At 70.4% G+C, this 20623-nt stretch carries 15 protein-coding genes; 6 read left to right on the forward strand and 9 right to left on the reverse strand.

From position 1 onward, the window contains the following. Positions 1-86 precede the first annotated feature (86 nt). The 3 genes from ACMW4R_RS01870 to ACMW4R_RS01880 all read left to right on the forward strand — a co-directional run bounded on the left by ACMW4R_RS01870 (position 87) and on the right by ACMW4R_RS01880 (position 3353). Positions 87-971 carry an ABC transporter ATP-binding protein gene (locus ACMW4R_RS01870; protein ID WP_058629710.1) on the forward strand — a complete coding sequence of 295 codons (885 nt, stop codon included), beginning with the start codon at positions 87-89 and terminating at the stop codon, positions 969-971. Then, positions 968-2086: an ABC transporter permease gene (locus ACMW4R_RS01875; protein WP_418298984.1), complete on the forward strand. Its 1119-nt coding sequence runs from the start codon at positions 968-970 to the stop codon at positions 2084-2086. Before ACMW4R_RS01870 ends, ACMW4R_RS01875 begins: the two co-directional genes overlap by 4 nt. Before the next feature lie 109 nt (positions 2087-2195). Further along, positions 2196-3353 (forward strand): hypothetical protein, encoded by a 1158-nt coding sequence (locus ACMW4R_RS01880; RefSeq protein WP_418298985.1) that lies wholly within the window; start codon positions 2196-2198, stop codon positions 3351-3353. A 7-nt stretch (positions 3354-3360) separates the two neighbouring features. Here the strand turns inward: ACMW4R_RS01880 and ACMW4R_RS01885 are convergent, their stop codons facing one another. From ACMW4R_RS01885 to ACMW4R_RS01895, 3 genes are all read right to left on the reverse strand, one after another. Beyond that, the gene (locus tag ACMW4R_RS01885; protein WP_058629706.1) at positions 3361-3741 is read right to left on the reverse strand and encodes a VOC family protein; all 381 of its coding nucleotides are present in this window, start codon (positions 3739-3741) and stop codon (positions 3361-3363) included. A gap of 14 nt (positions 3742-3755) precedes the next feature. Beyond that, positions 3756-4433 (reverse strand): hypothetical protein, encoded by a 678-nt coding sequence (locus ACMW4R_RS01890; RefSeq protein ID WP_058595247.1) that lies wholly within the window; start codon positions 4431-4433, stop codon positions 3756-3758. 187 nt (positions 4434-4620) lie between these two features. After that, positions 4621-6393, reverse strand: a complete 1773-nt coding sequence (locus tag ACMW4R_RS01895) for a glycoside hydrolase family 15 protein (RefSeq protein ID WP_418298986.1) — start codon at positions 6391-6393, stop codon at positions 4621-4623. Positions 6394-6506: 113 nt separating this feature from the next. Between ACMW4R_RS01895 and ACMW4R_RS01900 the strand changes: the two genes are divergently transcribed. The 3 genes from ACMW4R_RS01900 (at position 6507) to ACMW4R_RS01910 (ending at position 9675) form a co-directional block, all read left to right on the forward strand. Further along, positions 6507-7868, forward strand: a complete 1362-nt coding sequence (locus ACMW4R_RS01900) for a glucose-6-phosphate dehydrogenase (RefSeq protein ID WP_418298987.1) — start codon at positions 6507-6509, stop codon at positions 7866-7868. A 395-nt stretch (positions 7869-8263) separates the two neighbouring features. Continuing rightward, entirely contained in the window at positions 8264-8848 is a 585-nt protein-coding gene (locus ACMW4R_RS01905; RefSeq protein WP_418298988.1) for a nitroreductase family protein, read from the forward strand. A 194-nt stretch (positions 8849-9042) separates the two neighbouring features. Beyond that, entirely contained in the window at positions 9043-9675 is a 633-nt protein-coding gene (locus tag ACMW4R_RS01910) for a YdcF family protein (protein WP_418298989.1), read from the forward strand. Positions 9676-9851: 176 nt separating this feature from the next. Here ACMW4R_RS01910 and ACMW4R_RS01915 read toward each other — a convergent pair whose 3' ends face one another. The 6 genes from ACMW4R_RS01915 to ACMW4R_RS01940 form a co-directional block, all read right to left on the reverse strand. Then, positions 9852-12059: an ATP-dependent Clp protease ATP-binding subunit gene (locus tag ACMW4R_RS01915; RefSeq protein ID WP_418298990.1), complete on the reverse strand. Its 2208-nt coding sequence runs from the start codon at positions 12057-12059 to the stop codon at positions 9852-9854. Between the two features lie 724 nt (positions 12060-12783). Beyond that, positions 12784-13773, reverse strand: coding sequence for a GlxA family transcriptional regulator (locus tag ACMW4R_RS01920; RefSeq protein ID WP_418298991.1), 990 nt, complete (start codon positions 13771-13773; stop codon positions 12784-12786). Positions 13774-14012: 239 nt separating this feature from the next. Continuing rightward, positions 14013-15344 carry a glycosyltransferase gene (locus ACMW4R_RS01925; protein WP_418298992.1) on the reverse strand — a complete coding sequence of 444 codons (1332 nt, stop codon included), beginning with the start codon at positions 15342-15344 and terminating at the stop codon, positions 14013-14015. A gap of 4 nt (positions 15345-15348) precedes the next feature. Further along, positions 15349-16593: a glycosyltransferase gene (locus ACMW4R_RS01930; protein WP_058597018.1), complete on the reverse strand. Its 1245-nt coding sequence runs from the start codon at positions 16591-16593 to the stop codon at positions 15349-15351. A gap of 192 nt (positions 16594-16785) precedes the next feature. Beyond that, a complete protein-coding gene (locus ACMW4R_RS01935; protein WP_058597017.1) occupies positions 16786-18816 on the reverse strand; it encodes an ABC transporter ATP-binding protein in 2031 nt (676 codons plus the stop codon). Further along, positions 18813-20540, reverse strand: coding sequence for an ABC transporter ATP-binding protein (locus ACMW4R_RS01940; RefSeq protein WP_418298993.1), 1728 nt, complete (start codon positions 20538-20540; stop codon positions 18813-18815). Before ACMW4R_RS01940 ends, ACMW4R_RS01935 begins: the two co-directional genes overlap by 4 nt. Positions 20541-20623 lie beyond the last annotated feature (83 nt).

The following is a 20623-nucleotide window of genomic DNA, read 5'->3' on the forward strand; positions in this document are numbered from 1 at the left end:
GGCGGAGGCGACGACCCCACCCGCGGCGGAGGTGCCGTGGCATCCGGATCCCTAGCGTGGGAAGCATCGAGAAGAAGGGATGCACAGTGCTCCAGTTGGACGGCATCACCAAGAGCTACGGCGGTCGCCGCGTGCTCGACGACGTGAGCTTCACCGTCGCCCCCGGGCGGCTGACGGGGTTCGTCGGCGGCAACGGCGCCGGCAAGACCACGACCATGCGCATCGCCCTCGGCGTGCTCGGAAAGGACGCCGGTTCGGTCGTGCTGAACGGCTCGCCGGTCACCACGTCCGACCGCCGCCGCTTCGGGTACATGCCCGAGGAGCGCGGGCTGTACCCGAAGATGAAGGTCGCCGAGCACATCGCCTACTTCGCGCGGCTGCACGGCTTCGGCAAGGCCGAGGCCACCGCCAAGGCGACGGCCCTTCTCGAGCGCCTCGGACTCGGCGAGCGCCTCGGCGACCTCGTCGAGACGCTCTCGCTGGGCAACCAGCAGCGCGCGCAGATCGCGGCATCCCTCGTCCACGAGCCCGACGTGCTCATCCTCGACGAGCCGTTCTCGGGCCTCGACCCGCTCGCCGTCGACGTCGTCGCCGGGGTGCTGCAGGAGAAGGCGGCCGCGGGCGCCGCGGTGCTGTTCTCGTCGCATCAGCTCGACGTCGTCGAGCGGCTGTGCGACGACCTCGTCATCATCGCCGGCGGCACCATCCGCGCGGCCGGGACCCGCGAGGGTCTCCGGGCCGAGCACGCCACGCACCGCTACGAACTGGTGTCGCGCGGCGATGCCGGGTGGCTGCGCGACGAGCCGGGGGTGACGGTCCTCGACTTCGACGGCGGTTACGCCCTGTTCGACGCCGCCGACGACGCCTCGGCCCAGCGCGTTCTGCAGGGTGCCGTCTCGCGCGGCGACGTCGTGAGCTTCGCTCCGCAGAGACCTACCCTCGCCGAGATCTTCAAGGAGGTCATCCAGTGAGCACCACGACCCCGACCACGCACCGCGCCCCCAGCGACCTGCAGAGCATCTGGCTCGTCGCCGAGCGCGAGATCGGTTCGAAGCTGCGCAGCAAGGCGTTCGTCATCTCGACGATCATCCTCGTGCTCGCCGCTCTCGCCTCGGTCGTCTGGGGCGGTTTCGCCGCGAACAACCTCTCGGGAAGCGGCATCCCGGTCGCCGTCACGTCGCAGACGCAGGCGGCGGTCGAGGGACTCGACGGACTCGAGGTCACCGTCGCCGACAGCGACGACGCGGCCACGGCCCTCGTCGAGGAAGGGACGGTGGATGCCGCCCTGGTGTCGGGTTCGTCGGACGCCTCGTTCGACTACACCGTCGTCGTGAAGGACTCGGTGCCCTCGACCCTTCTGCAGATGCTCAGCGAGACGCCCCCCGTTCAGGAGCTCGAGCCGGGAGCCGGCGCGGCGAGCGCGCTGCGCTACTTCATCGCCCTCGCGTTCGGGCTCGTGTTCCTCATCGCAGCGTCGACCTTCGGCGGCACGATCGCGCAGAGCGTCGTGGAAGAGAAGCAGACACGGGTGGTCGAGATCCTCATCTCGGCAATCCCCGTGCGCGCACTGCTCGCCGGCAAGGTGCTCGGCAACACGGTGCTCGCGATGGCGCAGATCGTGTTGCTCGCCGCGGTCGCGGTGATCGGCCTCGCCGTGACGGATCAGGCCGGGGTGCTCAGCGCCCTGGGCGCCCCGATCGCCTGGTTCGCGATCTTCTTCCTCTTCGGGTTCGTGCTGCTGGCGTCGCTGTTCGCCGCCGCCGCCGCGATGGTCTCGCGCCAGGAGGACATCGGGGCCACCACGACCCCGATCACGATGCTGATCATGGCGCCGTACTTCCTCGTGATCTTCTTCAACGACAACCCGGTCGTGCTGACGATCATGTCGTACGTGCCGTTCTCGGCGCCGGTGGGGATGCCGCTGCGCATGTACCTCGGTGACGCGCAGTGGTGGGAGCCGGTGCTGTCGCTTCTCGTCCTCATCGCGTCGTGCGTCGCGGCGATCGCCATCGGCGCGCGGATCTACCAGAACTCCCTCCTGCGGATGGGGGCGCGCGTGAAGCTCGCGGAGGCGCTGAAGGGCTGAGGTCGGCGCGTCGCGGCGAGGAAGAGGGGAGGGATGCCAGGGCTTCGGCATCCCTCCCCTCTTCCCTCCCCTCCTCGCCGTGTTCTCACGGGGCGATTAGGCTCTTTCGGTGCTCCGCCTTCTTGCTTTCGCCGCGCTGGGGGCAGCGATCGGCGGTCTCGTCGTCTCGCTTCTGGGGAATCCGGACCCGGGGATGCTCATCTTCGGCATCGCCATCGGGGTCTGCATCGCCGCGACCACCGTCTCGCGGCTGGGCGGGGGGCTCGCTGCGGCGCTCCCCTCCCCTGCCGCTGTGCAGGAAGCCCGCGATGCCCGGCGTCTCGGACGCGCGCGCATCGACGCGGTGCGCCAGACCGGCACGTTCGTCAACGAGCAGCCCGTGTGCGACATCGACGTCACGGTGGTGTCGCTCGCGGGGGACGCGTGGGCGACGACCATCCGCAGGCTCGTGCCCCTGACCGAGCTGCCCGCCTACCAGGCCGGCCTCGAGCGCGACGTCGCGATCCTCCTCGAGGGCGGGCCCGAGATCGCCTTCGCCGACGGGGAACTCTCGCCCGCCGAGATCGCGCGCCTCGTCGTCCCGCCCCGTTCCGAGGTCGACGTCCGCCCGATTCCCCCCGGGACGCGCATCGACAAGGGTCGCCGCCGCGGACCGCTGATCGGCATCGGCCGCCGTGGACGGCCCCTGCGCCTGGCGGTGTTCACGCTCGTCGCCGTGCTCGCGGGCGCCGTCGTCGTGCTGCCCTTCCGCGAGGCGGTCGGGCTGACCCTCGACGCCTGGTCGGACGGCCGGTGGAGCGTCGACATGCGGCACCCCGACGCGCTCAAGACCGCCGAAGGGGCGCTCCAGGACGCGATCGGGCACGACCGGGTCGTGTCGATCACGGTGATCCCGGATGCCGTCATCGTCGACGCCCCGATCCGCGTCGGGGCCGTCGAAACCGACGAGTGGACCTACCGCGGCGGCGTCGTGAGCCACGACGGGGCGGCTCACAGTCAGCCCGAGCTCGCGGAGGAGCAGTTCTCGTGGTCGGACGTGACCCTCGACCGGCTCTGGCCCGCGATGGAGCAGGCGTCCGCCCAGAGCGGGCTTCCCACCGACGGTGCGTCGGCTCGCATCGAGCGCGCGACCGACGACGATGTCCAGAGCCCGACGTTCATCCGCAACGTCGGCGCGCCGGAGATGTCCTTCGGGCTACGCGACGACTACCGCGACGCGTTCTTCCGCCTCGACGCCACCGGCACCGACCTGCAGCCGGCGGGCTGACGCGGCGTCACTCCTCGAGGACCGCGAGCACGTTGCCCGCCGGGTCGCGGAACCACGCGATCAGCGGTCCGCCCTCGCGCATGATCCCGCGCGAGTCGGTGGGGAAGTCCGCGTCGTCGTAGATCTTCGTCTCGACGCCGCGCGCCCGCAGGTCGTCGACGGCCGCCTCGACATCCGCGACGGGGAAGTTCAGCACCGTGAACGACGCCGGCGTGTGGTTCGGCTTGCCGTAGACGAGCACGCTCCCGCCCGAGGCGAGCTGCAGAGACAGGAAGCCCGTGCCGGCCAGGACCTCCACGGTGAGGCCGAGCGTGTCCGCGTAGAACCGATGGGCGGCGTCGAGGTCGTCGACGGCGAAGCCCGGGAAGGCACCGGCGGGATCGAACATGGGATCTCTTTCGTTCAGCGCGCCACGAATGCCGTGACGCTGTCGGACAGACGGATCGGGATGCCATCGACCCCCGACGAGACGGGCTCGCCGATCGCGACGGTGAGTCGGTCGTCGATGCCGAAGACAGCGGCCCCGACCTGCGCTCCGCTCGCGCATCCGGCCGACCAGGGACGGTTCTCGGTGGAGGTGAAGGTCGCGATGCAGCGCCCGTCGCCGTCGTCCGGCCGGGCGAGGTAGATGCGGAAGTCGCTCACGGTTGCGATGTAGCGCGTACTCGCCGGGTCGATGCCGCTGTCGCTCAGGATCTCGGCCGAGATGACGTCTTCGGCCGTCTGCGGGAAGGTGAGCTCGGGCAGGCTCGCCTCGGCGGGATCGGCGGTGGCCGCGGTCGACGGCGGGGCCGCGAACGTGGAGCCGATCGCGACGCCGAGCCCGACGAGGGCGACGGCGGCCACCGCGCCGAGCGCCCAGCGGAGGGCCGGACGACGGGCGGCCGGTTCGGCGACCTCTGCCACGGGGGCCGGAGGTTCGGCATCCGGTGTCTCGGCGGGAGGATCTTCCGCGACCGTCGGACGTCGCGTGCTCTCCTCGAGCTCGGCGAGCCGGGCGATCATCGCCGGCGTGGCGGCGGCACCGTCGACGCCGTAGACCTGCTCGCGCAGGCGGCGCAGCTCGACGTCGTCGTCCATGCGATGACTCTAGGGCCGCGCGGTGGGGGCGAGGGCGGTCTCACCCGCCCCGTGCGCGAGGTCCTTGAGCCCGTCGAAGGGACCGGCGGCTTCGCGCGACCTTCCTCTGCTCACGCGCCAGGTCCTTGAGCCCGTCGAAGGGGCCGGAGGCCTCGACAGGCGCAGTCACCCGCGGCGGGGGGCGGGCTCAGCGCGGAGCCGTGGCATCCAGGGCGTCGGCCGCGCCCACGAGCGCGAGATGCGACAGGGCCTGGGGGGTGTTGCCGGCCTGCCGCTTCGTCGTGGGGTCGTACTCCTCCGACAGCAGACCGAGGTCGTTCGCGACCGCCGTGAGGCGCTTCATCAACCCCACGGCCTCGTCGCGCCGCCCGCTGTGCGCGTACTGCCCGACCAGCCAGAACGAGCACGCGAGGAAGGGATGCTCGTCGCCGCTGAGCCCGTCGACACCGGTGGTGCGGTAGCGCAGGAGCCACCCGTCGGGCATGAGCGTCTCTTCCATGCGCGCGACCGTGGCGAGCATGCGCGGATCGTCGTAGGCGCAGAAGCCCACCTGCGGCAGCACGAGCAGCGAGGCGTCGACCTCGTCGGTGTCGAAGTGCTGCGTGAACCAGCGGCCTTCGTGCACACCGCGGGCATCGATGTCGGCGCGCACACTGTCGCGCAGCGCGCGCCACGTGTCGACCTCGCCCTCACGACCGCCCTCTTCGACGGCCCGGATGCCACGGTCGAACGCCGCCCACACCATCGCCCGGGAGTGGGTGAAGTAGTGCGGCTCACCGCGCATCTCCCAGATGCCGAGGTCGGGCTTGTCGACCTCGCCCGCGAGCTGGTTCAGCAGGGCGCGCTGGAGCGACCACGAGAAGGTCGTCTCTTCGACGCCGGCGTTCCGCGCGGCCTCGAGGGCCACCATGACCTCGCCGATGACATCGGCCTGGTACTGCGTGACCGCCCCGTTGCCGATCCGCACGGGCGCGGCCCCGCCGTACCCCGGAAGACTCGCGATCTCGCGCTCGGGCAGATCGCGCTCCCCCGCGATGCCGTACATGATCTGCACGTCGGCGGGATCGCCCGCGATCGCCCGGAGCAGCCACGTGCGCCAGTGCTGGGCGGCATCCAGGTATCCGTGGTCGATGTAGGCGCTCAGCGTGAGCGCGGCGTCGCGCAGCCACACATAGCGGTAGTCCCAGTTACGGGCGCCGCCGAAGGCCTCGGGGAGCGACGTGGTCGCGGCCGCGACGATGCCGCCGGTCTCGGAGTGCGTGAGGGCGCGCAGCACCATGAGCGAGCGGGTGACGAGCGCCGCGTGCGTGCCGGCGGACTGCACGCGGTCGGCCCACGCGGCCCACCATTCGCGCGTGCGTTCGAGGGCCGCCTCGACGTTGAACGCCGCGGGGGCGGCCTGCCACGACGGGCCCCACGAGAGCACGGAATCGACGCTCTGGCCGGCCGCCGTCGTCCACCGGCCGCGATGGGCGGTGTCGACCGCGATCAGGCGCGGACCCCGGATGACGACGGCATCGGGACCCGCGACGGCGAGGATCGCGTGTTCGCCGCCCTGTCCGATCTGCTGGACCCACGGGACGGCTCGCGCGTAGTCGAAGCGCAGACGGACCTCGCTGACGAAATCGACCTCGCCCGACACACCGACCACGCGACGGATCACGGCTTCGACGCCCTCGTCTACCGGCATCGCGTCGTAGACGTCGGCGACACCGGTCGTCGTCTCCCAGCGCGTCACGAGGACGAAGGTGTCGCCGTCGTAGCGCCGGGTCGCCCGGGCCTCGGGATCGGCGGGGCGCAGCGACCACCGCCCGTGCGACTCGTCGCCGAGGAGGGCACCGAGCATCGACCCGCTGTCGTACCGCGGCAGGCAGAGCCAGTCGATGCTCCCATCGCGGGAGACCAGGGCTGCGGAGCGGCAGTTGCTGAGGACCGCGTAGTCCTCGATCGGAGTGGTCACCCTCGGATCATGGCAGGTGCCGCCGACATCGTGGCCGAACATCTCGATAGTGGCATCCATGCGCGCGCTGCAAGCATCCCGGCGATGTCGGAACCGAGCGCTACGGTTACCCCATGGCGGCGGACACGACCCTGATCATCCTGGGCGCCTCGGGCGACCTCACCTCTCGACTGCTGCTCCCGGCCCTCGGCCAGTTGCTCGCGCGCGAGCCGAAGCGCTCCATCCGCCTGCACGGCGCCGGCATGGACGACTGGACCGACGAGCACTGGCGCGAGGTCGTGAAGAAGGCCTTCCAGACGATGGATGCCGAGGCCGCCTTCGACCAGGTCTCGGCGACGACATATTCGCGAGCCGACATCACCAAGGCCGCCGACCTGCAGACGCTCCTGGACGACGCCGAAGGACGCCCGGCGCTGTACTTCGCCGTCCCCCCGGCCGTCACCGAGAAGTCGTGCCTCGCCCTCGCCGACGTCACGATCCCCGCGGGCACGATCCTCGCGCTCGAGAAGCCCTTCGGCACCGACGAAGCCAGCGCCCACAAGCTCAACCAGCAGCTCGCGACCCTCGTCCCCGAAGACCAGGTCTTCCGCATCGACCACTTCCTCGGTCGATCCACGGTGCTCAACCTGCTGGGCGTGCGCTTCGCCAACCGTCTCATCGAGAGCGTGTGGTCGGCCGACGACATCGCGACCATCACGGTCGACTTCCCCGAGAAGCTCGGCCTCGAAGGCCGCGCCGGGTACTACGACTCCGCGGGAGCCCTGGTCGACATGATCCAGAGCCACCTGCTGCAGGTCATGGCGTTCGTCACGATGGAGCCGCCGTCCTCTCTCGACCAGCTCGACCTGCGCGACGCGACGTCGGCCGTGCTGCGCGCAACGCACGTGCTCGACGACGACCCGGTCAAGAACTCCCGCCGCGCCCGCTACACCGCGGGCGAGGTGGGCGAGCGGCACTTCGTCTCGTACGTCGACGAGCCCGGCGTCGACCCGTCGCGCAACACCGAGACGCTCGCCGAGATGACCGTCGAGGTGCGCACCGCGCGCTGGCAGGGTGTGCCCATCACGCTCCGATCGGGCAAGGCTCTGGATGCCGGAGACCCGGCCGTCACCGTCACCTTCAAGCCTGTGCGGCACCTTCCGGGCGGATTCGTCGGCGAGAGCGACCCGTCGAAGCTCGTGTTCTCGCTCGGCCCCGACACGATGAGCCTCGAACTCAACGTCAACGGCGCCGACGACCCGCTCGAGCTCGAGCGCGTGACCCTCGACGCCGACCTCGGCGAGGGCGCGCTCAAGGCCTACGGCGAAGTGCTCTCGGGCATCCTCGACGGCGACGCGATGCTCGCCGTCCGCGGCGATGCGGCCGAGCAGTGCTGGCGCATCGTGCAGCCGGTGATCGACGCGTGGCGCCAGAACGAGGTGCCGCTCGACGAGTACGCGGCGGGGAGCGCCGGCCCGGCTTCCTGGACGGCCTGAGCGACCAGGCGTCGAGCCGGTGGCCGGGTGTCGATCCGGTGACGCTGTGTTGATCGGGTGACCAAGGGAGGGCCTGGGACGAAGGGAGGACCCTCGGGCCCGAGGCATCCTCCTCTCGTCCCTCACCCTCCGCTCGTCACGGACGCGTGCGTGACAGACGCGGCCACGAGGCCGGAGTCGGGGCGGCAGCGTTTGCGCGCTCGTCCTCCGCGGGTGGCACGGTTGCGGCGCGGTGCCGAGCCGTCGATCATCGACGCGCGCGGGGCGCGGCATCCTGAAATCTCTCTATGAGGGCGCGACGCACGACGTCACATGGGAACATCTCGTGCGCGCGTGGCGTTCACTGGTTCGGGTCAACGGCGTCCCGGCTCAGTTCCCTTTCCTCAGGAGGACCCATGTCTCTCGTTCTCGATCGCACCGCCCCCACTGACGCTCCCATCCTGGACGTGCTCGCCGAGCGCTGGAGCACCCGCGTCTTCGACCCCGAGACGCCCATCGACGAAGCCGCGCTGCGTTCAGCCCTGGAAGCCGCCCGCTGGGCACCGTCGGGCATGAACCACCAGCCGTGGCGCCTCATCGTCGCCCGTCGCGGCGGCGACGCGCACGCCCGCGTCGTGTCGGCCCTGATGGGCTTCAACCAGGCATGGGCTCCGGCCGCCGGCGCGCTGATCGTCGTCCTCGCCGAGACCGAGACCGCCGAGGGCGAGGCACGCCCCTGGGCACTGTACGACGCCGGTCAGGCCGCCGCGCACTTCACCGTGCAGGCGCACACCGAGGGTCTCGCGACGCACCAGATGGGCGGCTTCGAGGTCGATGCCCTCCGCGCGGCCTTCGACATCGAGCCCCGCTTCGTGCCGGTGACGGTCATCGCCGTGGGAGCCCTCGGCGACGTCGACGCGGCCGAAGAGGGCCTGCGCCAGCGCGAGCTCGCGCCGCGCGAGCGCCGCACGATCGAGGAGTCGCTGCTCGTCGACGCCTGACCACGACATCCCGCCGACGCTCGTTCGCCCCTGCACCCGAACCCGCGGTGCCGGGGCGAACGTGCTCGGCCCGACGGGCGGGGAGAATCGACGCGGACTCGGCATCCCGAGGCGATCGCGCGGGGTCGGTGGCGGGCCGCGCTCACCTGTCGTCGGCAATCTGGCGTTCACAAGGGCGGCTTACCATCGCCTACGTGACGACCTCTTCGCCCACCGAAGCCGGTGCACCGGAATCACAGCCCATCGCGATCGCGCAGGCTCGGCGCGGACGCGTACGGTGGCGACGCGTACGTCGGGTCAGCGTGGCACTCGCCGTCGCGATGGTGGCGATCGTGGTGGCGGGGCTCCCGCTCTACGTCTTCCCCCCGCAGGGCGATCCGACCGACGCGAACCTCGTCTACGTCATCGGACCGCCCCAGCAGCAGCGAATCGATCTCGGTGAGACCCTTCGCGACGCCGACAGCAACCTGCCGATGCTGATCTCCGTGTCGGGTTCCGCAAAGGGGCATGGGGACCGCGCCTTCGACGCCTCTCAGATCGACGCGTGTGGCGAGCCCGGGGTCACCTGCAAGCGGCCGGACCCGTTCACCACCGCCGGCGAGGCCAAACTCCTCACCGACTACGTTGCGAGCCATCCCAGCGACAAGACGGTCGTGATCACCTTCACCCCGCATGTCGCCCGCACGCGGTACATCTTCGAGAAGTGCTACGGGGGCGACGTCACCGTGATGGGTGTCGACACGAACATGTCGCTGTACGACTGGGCGTTCCAGTACGCGTACCAGACCGCGGCGTTCGTGAAGGCCTGGCTCACGCCCTGCCCGTGACGAAACGGGGCGACTGATGCAGGAGCCGCCGGGACAGCCGCACCCCATAAACGCGATCCGCTCACAAAAACGCGAGCACACCGCGTTTACGTGAGTGGATCGCGTTTATGCGCGGGGGCGCGCACACGGAAGGGGGATGCCACGCACACCGCGTGGCATCCCCCTCCCTGTTCGGCCTACTCGACGATCTCGGCCTCGATCACGTCGTCGTCGGAGTCGTCGCCGGGCTCCTCGGCAGCGGGGCCCGTGCTCACCAGCATGAGCGAGTCGCCGTCGCTGGCCACGTCGACGCGGACCACGTCGCCGTCGCGCACCGTGCCGGCGAGGATCGCCATGGCGAGGCGGTCCTGGATCTCGGACTGGATGAGTCGGCGCAGCGGACGCGCCCCGTACACCGGGTCGTATCCGCGCTCGGCGAGCCACGAGCGGGCGTCGGGCGTGACCGCGAGGGTCAGCCGGCGCTCGCGCAGGCGCTTGTGCAGCGCGTCGACCGCGAGCTCGACGATCTGGGCGAGGTCGTCCTGGCTGAGGGCCTGGAAGATCACGATGTCGTCGAGGCGGTTCACGAACTCCGGCTTGAAGGCCTGACGGACGAGGGCCTGAACCTGTTCCCGCTTGGCATCCATCGACAGCGTCGGATCGATGAGGATCGGCGAACCGAGGTTGGACGTCAGGATCAGGATGACGTTCGTGAAGTCCACCGTGCGGCCCTGGCCGTCGGTCAGCCGACCGTCGTCCATGACCTGCAGCAGCACGTCGAACACCTCGGGGTGGGCCTTCTCGACCTCGTCCAGCAGCACGACGCTGTACGGACGCCGACGCACGGCCTCGGTGAGCTGGCCGCCCGCCTCGTACCCGACGTACCCCGGAGGGGCACCGACCAGGCGCGAGACGGAGTGCTTCTCGCCGTACTCCGACATGTCGATGCGCACCATGGCGTGCTCGTCGTCGAAGAGGAAGTCGGCGAGCGACTTCGCGAGCTCCGTCTTGCCGACACCCGTGGGGCCCAGGAACAGGAACGAACCGACCGGGCGGTTCGGATCGCTGATGCCGGCCCGCGAGCGACGGACGGCGTCGGACACCGCCTTCACGGCATCCTTCTGTCCGATCAGGCGCTTGCCCAGCTCGCGCTCGAGGTGCAGCAGCTTCTCTGTCTCGCCCTGGAGCAGGCGTCCCACGGGGATGCCCGTCCAGGCGGCGATGACGGCCGCGATGTCTTCGTCGGTGACCTGCTCGTTGACCATGCGGTCACCCGCCGGCTCTTCGCGCTCGGCCTTCATCAACTCGCGCTCGAGCGCCGGGATCTCGGCGTACAGCAACCGCGACGCGCGCTCGAGGTTGCCCTCGCGCTGGGCGCGCTCGGCATCCACACGGGCGGCGTCGAGGCGCGTCTTGAGATCACCGACGCGGTTCAGCGAGGCGCGCTCGCGCTCCCACCGCGCCTGCAGCTCGTCGAGCTTGGCCTGCTCGGCGGCGAGGGTCTCGCGGAGAGTGGCGAGGCGCTCCTTCGAGGCGTCGTCCTTCTCCTTCTTGAGCGCGAGCTCTTCGAGCTTCAGGCGGTCGACGTGCCGGCGAAGCTCGTCGATCTCGAGCGGGGCGGAGTCGATCTCCATGCGCAGGCGCGACGCGGCCTCGTCGATCAGGTCGATGGCCTTGTCGGGCAGCTGGCGCGAGGGGATGTAGCGGTTGGAGAGGGATGCCGCTGCCACGAGCGCCGCGTCGGCGATCGCGACCTTGTGGTGCGCTTCGTACCGTTCCTTGAGGCCGCGGAGGATCGCCACGGTGTCCTCCACCGTCGGCTCGCCGACATAGACCTGCTGGAAACGGCGTTCCAGAGCGGCATCCTTCTCGATGAACTCGCGGTACTCGTCGAGCGTGGTCGCGCCGATCAGGCGCAGCTCACCGCGGGCGAGCATGGGCTTGAGCATGTTGCTGGCCGCGACCGACCCTTCGCCGCCGCCCGCGCCCATCAGCACGTGCAGCTCGTCGATGAACGTGATGATGCGTCCGTCGGACTCGGTGATCTCTTTGAGGACGCTCTTCAGCCGCTCCTCGAACTGTCCGCGATACATCGCGCCGGCGACCAGCGCCGAGATGTCGAGCGAGACCAGCTCTTTGTTCTTGAGGCTCTCGGCGACGTCGCCCGCAACGATGCGCTGAGCGAGCCCCTCGACGACGGCGGTCTTGCCGACGCCGGGCTCGCCGATGAGCACGGGGTTGTTCTTGGTGCGCCGGGTGAGCACCTGGCTGACGCGGCGGATCTCACCGTCGCGACCGATCACGGGGTCGAGCTTTCCCTGGCGGGCCCTGTCGGTGAGGTTGATGCCGAATTGCTCGAGGGCGCTGCGCGCGTCCTCCTGCCCCGGCTGTTGTGTGGCGTTCATGTCATCTCCTGAAAGTTCTCTCGCCTCACTCAAAGTTGAGTGGCGTTGACTCAAGTTTAGCACCGGCGTCCGCGGGGGGCAATGGGGACAGAGGGATGCCACGGTGTCGAGGCGCGGCATCCGGAATCCGTCCCGCGGGGCGAGGGGGACGGCGGGGGCCGAGGCATCCGGGGTCCGGCTCGCGCGGGGCCGATGGATGCCGCAGGGCGCCGGGGCACCGAGCCGCGGCATCCGGAATCCGTCCCGCGCGGGACCGGAGCAAGGCGGGGGGGGTGCCCCCTTCGCCGTCTGGCGGCGTCCGGGTTCCGGGCCGGCCCGTACCGCCACGCGGAGTCGCGGTGCGCGCCGGACCCGTACCGCCGCGCGGAGTTCGATTGCGACACGCCGCCCCGGCGACCAGCCGAACGGCGCGTCGCCCACGAACTCCGCGCGACGGCGCACGACCTTCCGCATCCACCCCGCGTACCGCCACGCGGAGTCCGGCCCCGACACGCCGCCCCAGCGACCAGCCGAACGGCGCGTCGCCCAAGAACTCCGCACGACGGCCCGGCGACACGGCCCCCACCCCGCCCGGGCACGCGCCACACGGCCCCGACCCCGCCCGGCACGCGCCGCCCGGCCCCGACCCCGCCCGGCAACGCGCCACCCGGCACGCGCCGCCCCCGCGGCACCCGGGGCAGCAACCGGAGAATCCCGGATGCCGAAGCCCGGGCCCTTGACGACGTCAGGCCGGCACGGCCTCGCGTGGCGCGGCGGGTACCTCATCCGCGCACGAGAAACGCGCACGGTACGCGGTGGGGGTCAGCCCCATCGTGCGGGCGAAGTTCTGGCGGAGCACCGCCGCCGAACCGAAACCGCACTCGGCGGCGATGCGGTCGAGACCGAGGTCGGTCTCCTCGAGGAGGCGCTGGGCGTGCAGGAGGCGCTGCCGCGCGAGCCACGCGGCCGGCGTCGCCCCGAGATCGGCCTTGAAGCGGCGGGCGAAGGTCCGCGGCGACATGTGCGCGCGCGAGGCGAGCTGATCGACGGAGAGTTCGGCATCCAGGTTCTGCAGCATCCACTCGGTCACCGGCGCGAGCGACATCGACGGCGCGACCGGCAGTGGCGACGCGATGAACTGGGCCTGCCCTCCGTCGCGCTGCGGCGCGACCACCATGCGGCGGGCGATGCGGTTGGTGAGTTCGGCGCCGAGTTCCTGACGCAGCAGGTGAAGGCACGCGTCGAGGCCTGCCGCGGTCCCCGCGCTCGTGATCACGCGACCGGACTGCACGTAGAGCACGTCGGGATCGACCTCGATCGAGGGGTACATGCGGGCCATGACATCGGCGTAGCGCCAGTGCGTGGTGGCACGCTGACCGTCGAGAACTCCGGATGCCGCGATCACGAACGCCCCGCTGCAGACGCTCAGCAACCATGCGCCACGAGCGTGCGCCGCACGCACGACCTCGATCACACGCGGATCCACCGACGCCCATTGCTCCCGCGGGATGGGCGAGAGAATGACGATGTCAGCGTCGGCCGCCGCATCGAGACCGCGCTCGACGTTGACCGAGAAGCCGATGTTCGAGGGCACGACGCCGGGATCCGGCGTCACGATGCGGAAGTCGAAGTTGGGAATCCCGTCGTCGGTGCGATCGAGGCCGAACGCCTCGCACGCGAGACCGAATTCGAACGGGGCGAAGCCCGGCTGGATCACGACGGCGACGGAACGCATGCGCACCTCTCGGAGTGGCAGAAATCGAACGAACAGCGTCCATCATGCCACTCGCGGCACAAAATCGCGATGCGTAGCTTTTCTGCCATGGCTTATCTCATCGCTCTCGCCGCCCTCGCCCTCGTCAGCGTGGTCGCGTCGGTGTGGCTCATCCGCACCGACGGCTACCGCGCGGTTCCGACCGACCCCGCGCGCGCCGCGCGCCGTCGGGAACCCGCCTCCCGCGACAAGACGCGCCGTCAGCGTCCGGCGGAGACGGCCCGCCCGTACACCGCGACCATCGCCGCCGTGCGCGACGACTGGCGGAACCGCTCCGCGATCGTCGGGTCGACCTCGACCGGCGTGCCCGCCGCGATGTCGTCGGCCGCACGGCGCAGCGACTCCGCGAGCGCGGGGATCGTGGCATCCGGAACCGTCCAGACGCCGGCGCCCAGCTCCGACGCGATGTCGGGGTCGCTGACGACGGCCGGCGTGCCGAGCGAGGCCGCCTCGAACACGGTCATCCCCTGCGTCTCGAAGCCGATCGAGGTCTGCACCACCGCATCGGCCGCCGCCAGCCGCGCGAGCGTCTCGGCGTAGCTCAAGCGTCCCGAGAAGACGACGGATGCCATGGGCCTCCGCTCCGCGACGAGCTTCTGCGCCGCGCGGAGTTGGGCCCCGCCCCCGATGATCTCGACCTCGGCCTCGATCCCCGAAGCCGCCACCGCCTCGAGGAACGGGAGGAGGCGCTTCTCGGGGCTCATGCGCCCGAGCCACACGAAGCGCGGGGGGCCGGGACGACGTGCCTCGGCGCCGCTCGCGAGGGCGGCGTCGAGGATGTCGTCGTCGATCCCGTTCCAGATGACGTCCACGCCGGCGCCGGCCTCGGCGGGCACGACACCGTGCTCCTGGAGACGCCGCGCGAAGTGGCCGGAGGGCGCGGTGATCGCGCGCGAGAGTCGCGCGAAGCGGCGGAGGTAGGCCCATCCGTCAGCCGGGCCGGCGCCCTGCGTGGCGTGCCCCGCGCGTGCGTCGGGCGCCGCGGGCGCAGCCGGCGCCACGCGCGCGGAACGCGCGGCATCCCGCGGATTCGCGCCCGGGGACGGCGGGGTCGCCGCGTTGCCTCGCGTCGCCGCCGCGCCGCGCAGCGCCCGCCGCGCCCACGCGTTCAGCACACGCAGGACGAGCGCCGGAAAGGGCGCGGTCGCTTGGATGCCGACGTCGACGCGATTGTGCATCGTGTGCACGACCGGGAGGCCGTGGCGGGCGGCGTAACGGTGCCCGATGAGCGCACCCCAGAAATCCGCCTGCACGTGCACGACGTCGACGGGAAGTCGCGCGCCGAGCTCGGCATCCACGAACCGATCCGTGCGCGCGCCAGGCCAGGTGAGCGCGTACTCGCGGTCGGGCGTGATCGGGATCGAGGGGAGGTCGATGTACGCCGCGTCGTCGGGGGCGGGCCGGTGCATCCGTGGCGCGACGACCGTCACGACGTGCCCCGCGCGCTCGAGGAAGCGCTTCTGCAGCCGCATCGACACCTGAGCACCGCCGAGGGACTCGAGATGCTGGTCGGCGAACATCACCACGTGCACGCGGTCACTCCGGGATCGGCCGTCCGCGGTACAGCGCCTCGAAGGTGTCGAGCGTTCGACCGATGTCGTGCACGATGACGCCGTCGAGCGAGGCCTGCTGCATGCGTCGTCGCTCGTCGGGATCAGCGGTGAGGACGTCGGTCAGGCGCGCCGCCAGCTCTTCGGCGTTGCCGGGCTCGAAGAGGTAGCCGTTCTCGCCGTCGTGCACGAGGTGCGGGAGGGCGACGGCGTCGGCAGCGACCACCGGGAGTCCGGATGCCATGGCCTCCATCGTCGCGATCGACTGCAGTTCGGCGATCGAGGCGATAGCGAAGACACTCGCCCGGGTGTAGAGCGCGCGCAGCTCTTCTTCGGAGGTGTGACCGTGGAACGTCACGCGCGCCGAGAGGCCGAGCTGCTCGGCGAGCTGCTCGAGGTTGCGGCGCTGGTCGCCCCCTCCGACGATGTCGAAGGTGACGTCGAGGGCGGGGTCGAGCAGCTTGAGCGCGCGCAGGACGACGTCGATCCCCTTCTCGGTCGTGAGGCGGCCGACGAACAGGATGCGGTTCGCGTCGCGCGGCTCGAGATCGGGCGTGTAGTTCGACCGGTCGATGCCGCACGAGATCGGGATGACACCCTGGATGCCGATCGTCGACTCGAGGAAGTCCGCCGCGCGACGCGTCGGGGTCGTCACCGCGCGGGTCATCGCGAACGTGCGGGCGGCATCGGCCCAGGCGAGCTTGACGAAGATGCGGTCGAGGGAGTCGGGGAGCGTCGTGAAGTCGAGGATGTTCTCTGCCATCACGTGGTTGGTGGCGACGACCGGGATGCCGCGCTTGCGCGCCTCTCTCGTGAGACCGCGGCCGATCACGATGTGCGACTGGATGTGGACGACGTCGGGCTTCACCTGGTCGAGCACCTTGCGCGCGTAGTGCTTCGCCCGCCACGGCAGCACGAAGGTGAGCCAGTCATGCGGGAGGAAGCGGTACGCCGGCAGGCGGTGCATCGTCATGGGCTCGCCCTCGATCACCTCGGTGAAGGTGCCGGCGTGGCTGTGGCCCACGCTCGGAGCCGCCACGTGAACGTCGTGACCGCGGGCGACGAGCCCCGCGGCGAGGCGCTCGGCGAATCGGGCGGCACCGTTCACGTGGGGAAGGAAGGTGTCGGCTCCGATGAGGACGGTGAGGGGACGGTCGGCCGGTGCGTCGGCGGGCGTGTCGGTGGGACTGCCGTCGGGCGTCGGGTCGGAGGGCGTCGCAGGAGTGGTCACGGGTGGTGAGGCCTATCTGTGCGGCGGTAAGGGCACGCGGGCGGGTTCGCGGGGCGGCTCCACTGTACCGGAGGGGGTTTTGCGCCCCCGAACGTGGTCGCGCGTGTGACAGCTTCGTCGAGCGGTCGCGGAGCGCCCCTGACGGGACGGCGCCGCGCGGGCGGCAGGTGTTCCGTCCGCGCGGCGCGCTCCTCAGGACTCCACGCCGCGCACGACCTCCGCCTCGGCCGCGTCGAGGCCCGAGGACGCGTTCTGGAACTGGGACTGGTACAGGCGCCAGTACGCGCCGTGCTGGGCGATCAGCTCGTCGTGGGTTCCCTGCTCGACGATGTCGCCGTGCTCCATGACGAGGATGAGGTCGGCGTCGCGGATCGTCGAGAGCCGGTGCGCGATCACGAACGAGGTGCGCCCCTCGCGAAGCGCTGCCATCGCCTGCTGCAGCAACAGCTCGGTTCGGGTGTCGACCGACGAGGTCGCCTCGTCGAGGATCAGCACCGAGGGACGCGCGACGAAGGCCCGGGCGATCGTGATGAGCTGCTTCTCGCCGGCGGAGACGTTCGCCGCGTCCTCGTCGAGGACTGTGTCGTATCCCTCGGGGAGAGAGTGCACGAACTGATCGACGCGCGTCGCGACGGCGGCCTCGACGATCTCTTCGTCGGTCGCGCTCTCGCGGCCGTAGCGGATGTTGTCGCGGATCGTCCCGGCGAACAGCCACGGGTCTTGCAGCACCATCCCCGTGCGCGAACGGACGTCGTCGCGGCGGAGATCGGCGATGTTCTGACCATCGAGCAGTATCCGCCCGCCGTCGAGCTCGTAGAACCGCATGATGAGGTTGACCAGCGTGGTCTTGCCCGCGCCTGTGGGCCCCACAATCGCGACCGTCTGACCGGGCTCGACGCGGAACGACAGGTCGCTGATGAGAGGGCGCTCGGGGGTGTAGGCGAAGGCGACGTTCTCGAACTCGATGACGCCGCGTCCGTCGACCGGTTCGGGGGCGTCGGCGGCGTCGGGCTCCTGCTCGTCGGCGTCGAGCAGCGCGAAGACGCGTTCGGCCGAGGCGGTGCCCGACTGCACGACGGCCGCCATGCCGCCCAGCTGCGACAGCGGCTGCGTGAACTGCTGCGAGTACTGGATGAAGGCCTGCACGTCTCCGAGGCGGATCTGCCCGCCGGCGACCATGAGCCCACCGAGCACCGCGATACCGACATAGGTGAGGTTCCCGACGAACATCATGCCGGGCATGATCATGCCCGAGAGGAACTGGGCCTTGAAGCTCGCCTGGTAGAGCTCTTCGTTCTCGACCTCGAACTTCTCGCGCGCGTCTTTCTCGCGACCGTAGACCTTGACGAGCGCGTGGCCGGAGAAGGACTCCTCGACGCGGGCGTTGAGGCGCCCGACCTTCTTCCACTGCGTACCGAAGGCCTTCTGCGACTTCGGCCCGATCACGCCGAAGATGATCGCCATGAGCGGCAGCGAGACGAGGGCGACGAGCGCGAGCTGCCACGAGATCGTGAACATCATGATGAGCACGCCCACGACGGTCAGCACCGACGTCAGCGCGCTCGAGAGCGACTGCTGCATCGTCTGCGTGATGTTGTCGATGTCGTTGGTCACGCGGGAGATGAGTTCTCCGCGTTGCACCTTGTCGAAGTACGACAGCGGCAGGCGGTTGACCTTGGCCTCGACGTCTTCGCGGAGGCGCCACATCGTCCGCACCATGATCACGTTGATGACGTAGCCCTGGATCCACGACAGCAGCGACGACCCGACGTAGATCGCGAGCACCGCGACGATCACCAGGCGGAGGGCGTCGAAGTCGACTCCCGCGCCGACCTGGAACGTGTTCATCGCGCCGACGATGTTCGCGAAGTCGTTCTGACCGCTCGCGCGGAGAGCCTCGACGGCATCGGCCTGCGAGGTGCCGGCGGGGAACTGGGTCGCCAGGCCCTTCGAGACCACACCCTCGAAGATGATGTTCGTCGCGTCACCCAGGACGCGCGGGGCGAGAACGGCGAGGACCACACCGATCGCACCGAGCACCGACACGAAGGCGAAGGCGACGGCGTGCGGGCGCAGGAGCCCGATCAGGCGGCGGAAGCTCGGGCCGAAGTTCGCGGCTTTGCCGGGGGCCACGCTGTCCCAGTCGCCCGAGTTCAGGCGTGCCTGCTCGGCGAGTTCGAGCTCGGCGCGCTCTTCTTCGGTCAGGGCGTCGGGGGTGCTCATGCTTCCACCCCCAGCTGCGACTCGACGATCTCGCGGTAGGTCGCGCTCGTCTCGAGCAGCTCCTCGTGCGTGCCGAGACCGACCATGCGACCGTCTTCGAGCACCACGATGCGGTCGGCACCCGTGATGGTGGACACGCGCTGGGCGACCACGATCTTGGTCACCTCGGGCAACTCGTCCCAGAGGGCCTGTCTCAGCCGTGCATCGGTACTGAGGTCGAGCGCCGAGAAGGAGTCGTCGAAGACCAGCACCGACGGGCGGTGCACGATCGCGCGGGCGATGGCCAGACGCTGACGCTGCCCGCCGGAGACGTTCGTCCCGCCCTGGGCGATACGCGCCTCGAGCCCGCCGTCCATCGCCTCGACGAAGTCGCGCCCCTGGGCGATCTCGAGCGCACGCCAGAGCTCGTCGTCGGTGGCCTCCTCGCGCCCGAAGCGGAGGTTGGAGGCGACCGTGCCGCTGAACAGGAACGGGCGCTGCGGGACGAGGCCGATCCCCTTCCACAGTCCGTCGAGGTCGGCCTCGCGCACGTCGACGCCGCCGACGCGCACGGCGCCGGCGGTCACGTCGAACAGACGCGGGATCAGCGACACGAGCGTGGTCTTGCCCGCACCGGTGGATCCGACGATCGCGACCGTCTCGCCCGGGCGGGCGGCGAAGCTCACGCCGGACACGACAGGGGACTCGGCCCCCGGGTACGCGAAGGCGACGTCGTCGAACTCGATCGCGCCCGGCTCGGGGAACGCGGTGATCGGGTTCGCCGGGCGCTCGAGGGTGGAGTGGCTGTCGAGCACCTCGCCGATGCGCTCGGCCGAAACGGCGGCGCGCGGGATCATGACGGTCATGAAGCTGGCCATCAGCACCCCCATGAGGATCTGGGCGACGTACTGCATGAAGGCGAACAGTGTGCCGATCTCGACCGCTCCGCTGTCGACCTGTATGCCGCCGAACCAGATGACCCCGACGACGGTGACGTTGAGCACGAGCATCGCGAGGGGGAACAGCAGCACGAAAAGAGAGCCGACCTTGCGACCGACGACCATGATGTCGGTGTTGGCCGCGCGGAAGCGCTCTTCTTCGATGCGTTCGCGCACGAAGGCGCGCACGACACGGACGCCCGTTAATTGCTCACGCATGATGCGGTTCACGGCGTCGAGCTTGGACTGGTAGCTGCGGAACAGCGGCACCATGCGGGCGATGATGAGTCCCGCGGCGACCAGGAGAGCGGGAACCGCCACGGCGATCAGCCAGCTCAGGCCCACATCTTGCTGCAGCGCCATGAAGATGCCGCCGAGGGCGAGCAGCGGGGCGCTGACGAGCATGGTCGCCCCCATCATCGCCAGCATCTGCACCTGCTGCACGTCGTTGGTGTTGCGCGTGATCAGGGAGCCGGCACCGAACTGCGACAGCTCGCGCTCGCTGAACCCGCTGACCTTCTCGAACACGTCTCGGCGGATGTCGCGACCGGCCGCCATCGCGGCGCGGGCGGCGAAGTAGGTCGCGATGATCGACGCCGTGATCTGCCCGAGGGAGATGACGAGCATGATCATTCCGCGCGACCAGATGAAGTTCGTGTCGCCGCGAGCCACGCCCTGATCGATGATGTCGGCATTCAGACGCGGCAGGTACAGGGATGCCATGGCCGCGGCGAACTGGAAGATCAGCAGCGCGAGCAGCAGCCAGCGGTACGGCCTGAGGTAACGGATGAGGAGTTTGGCGAGCACGGAGCCCTCCGGAATCACTGGATCACGGTCGCCATGACCGCCATCTCAGCCTGGCACGGACCTCCGACATCGGCACTCCCCCG

Source organism: Microbacterium sp. S1037 (genome assembly GCF_048381605.1).
Classification (GTDB): Bacteria; Actinomycetota; Actinomycetes; order Actinomycetales; family Microbacteriaceae; genus Microbacterium; species Microbacterium testaceum_B.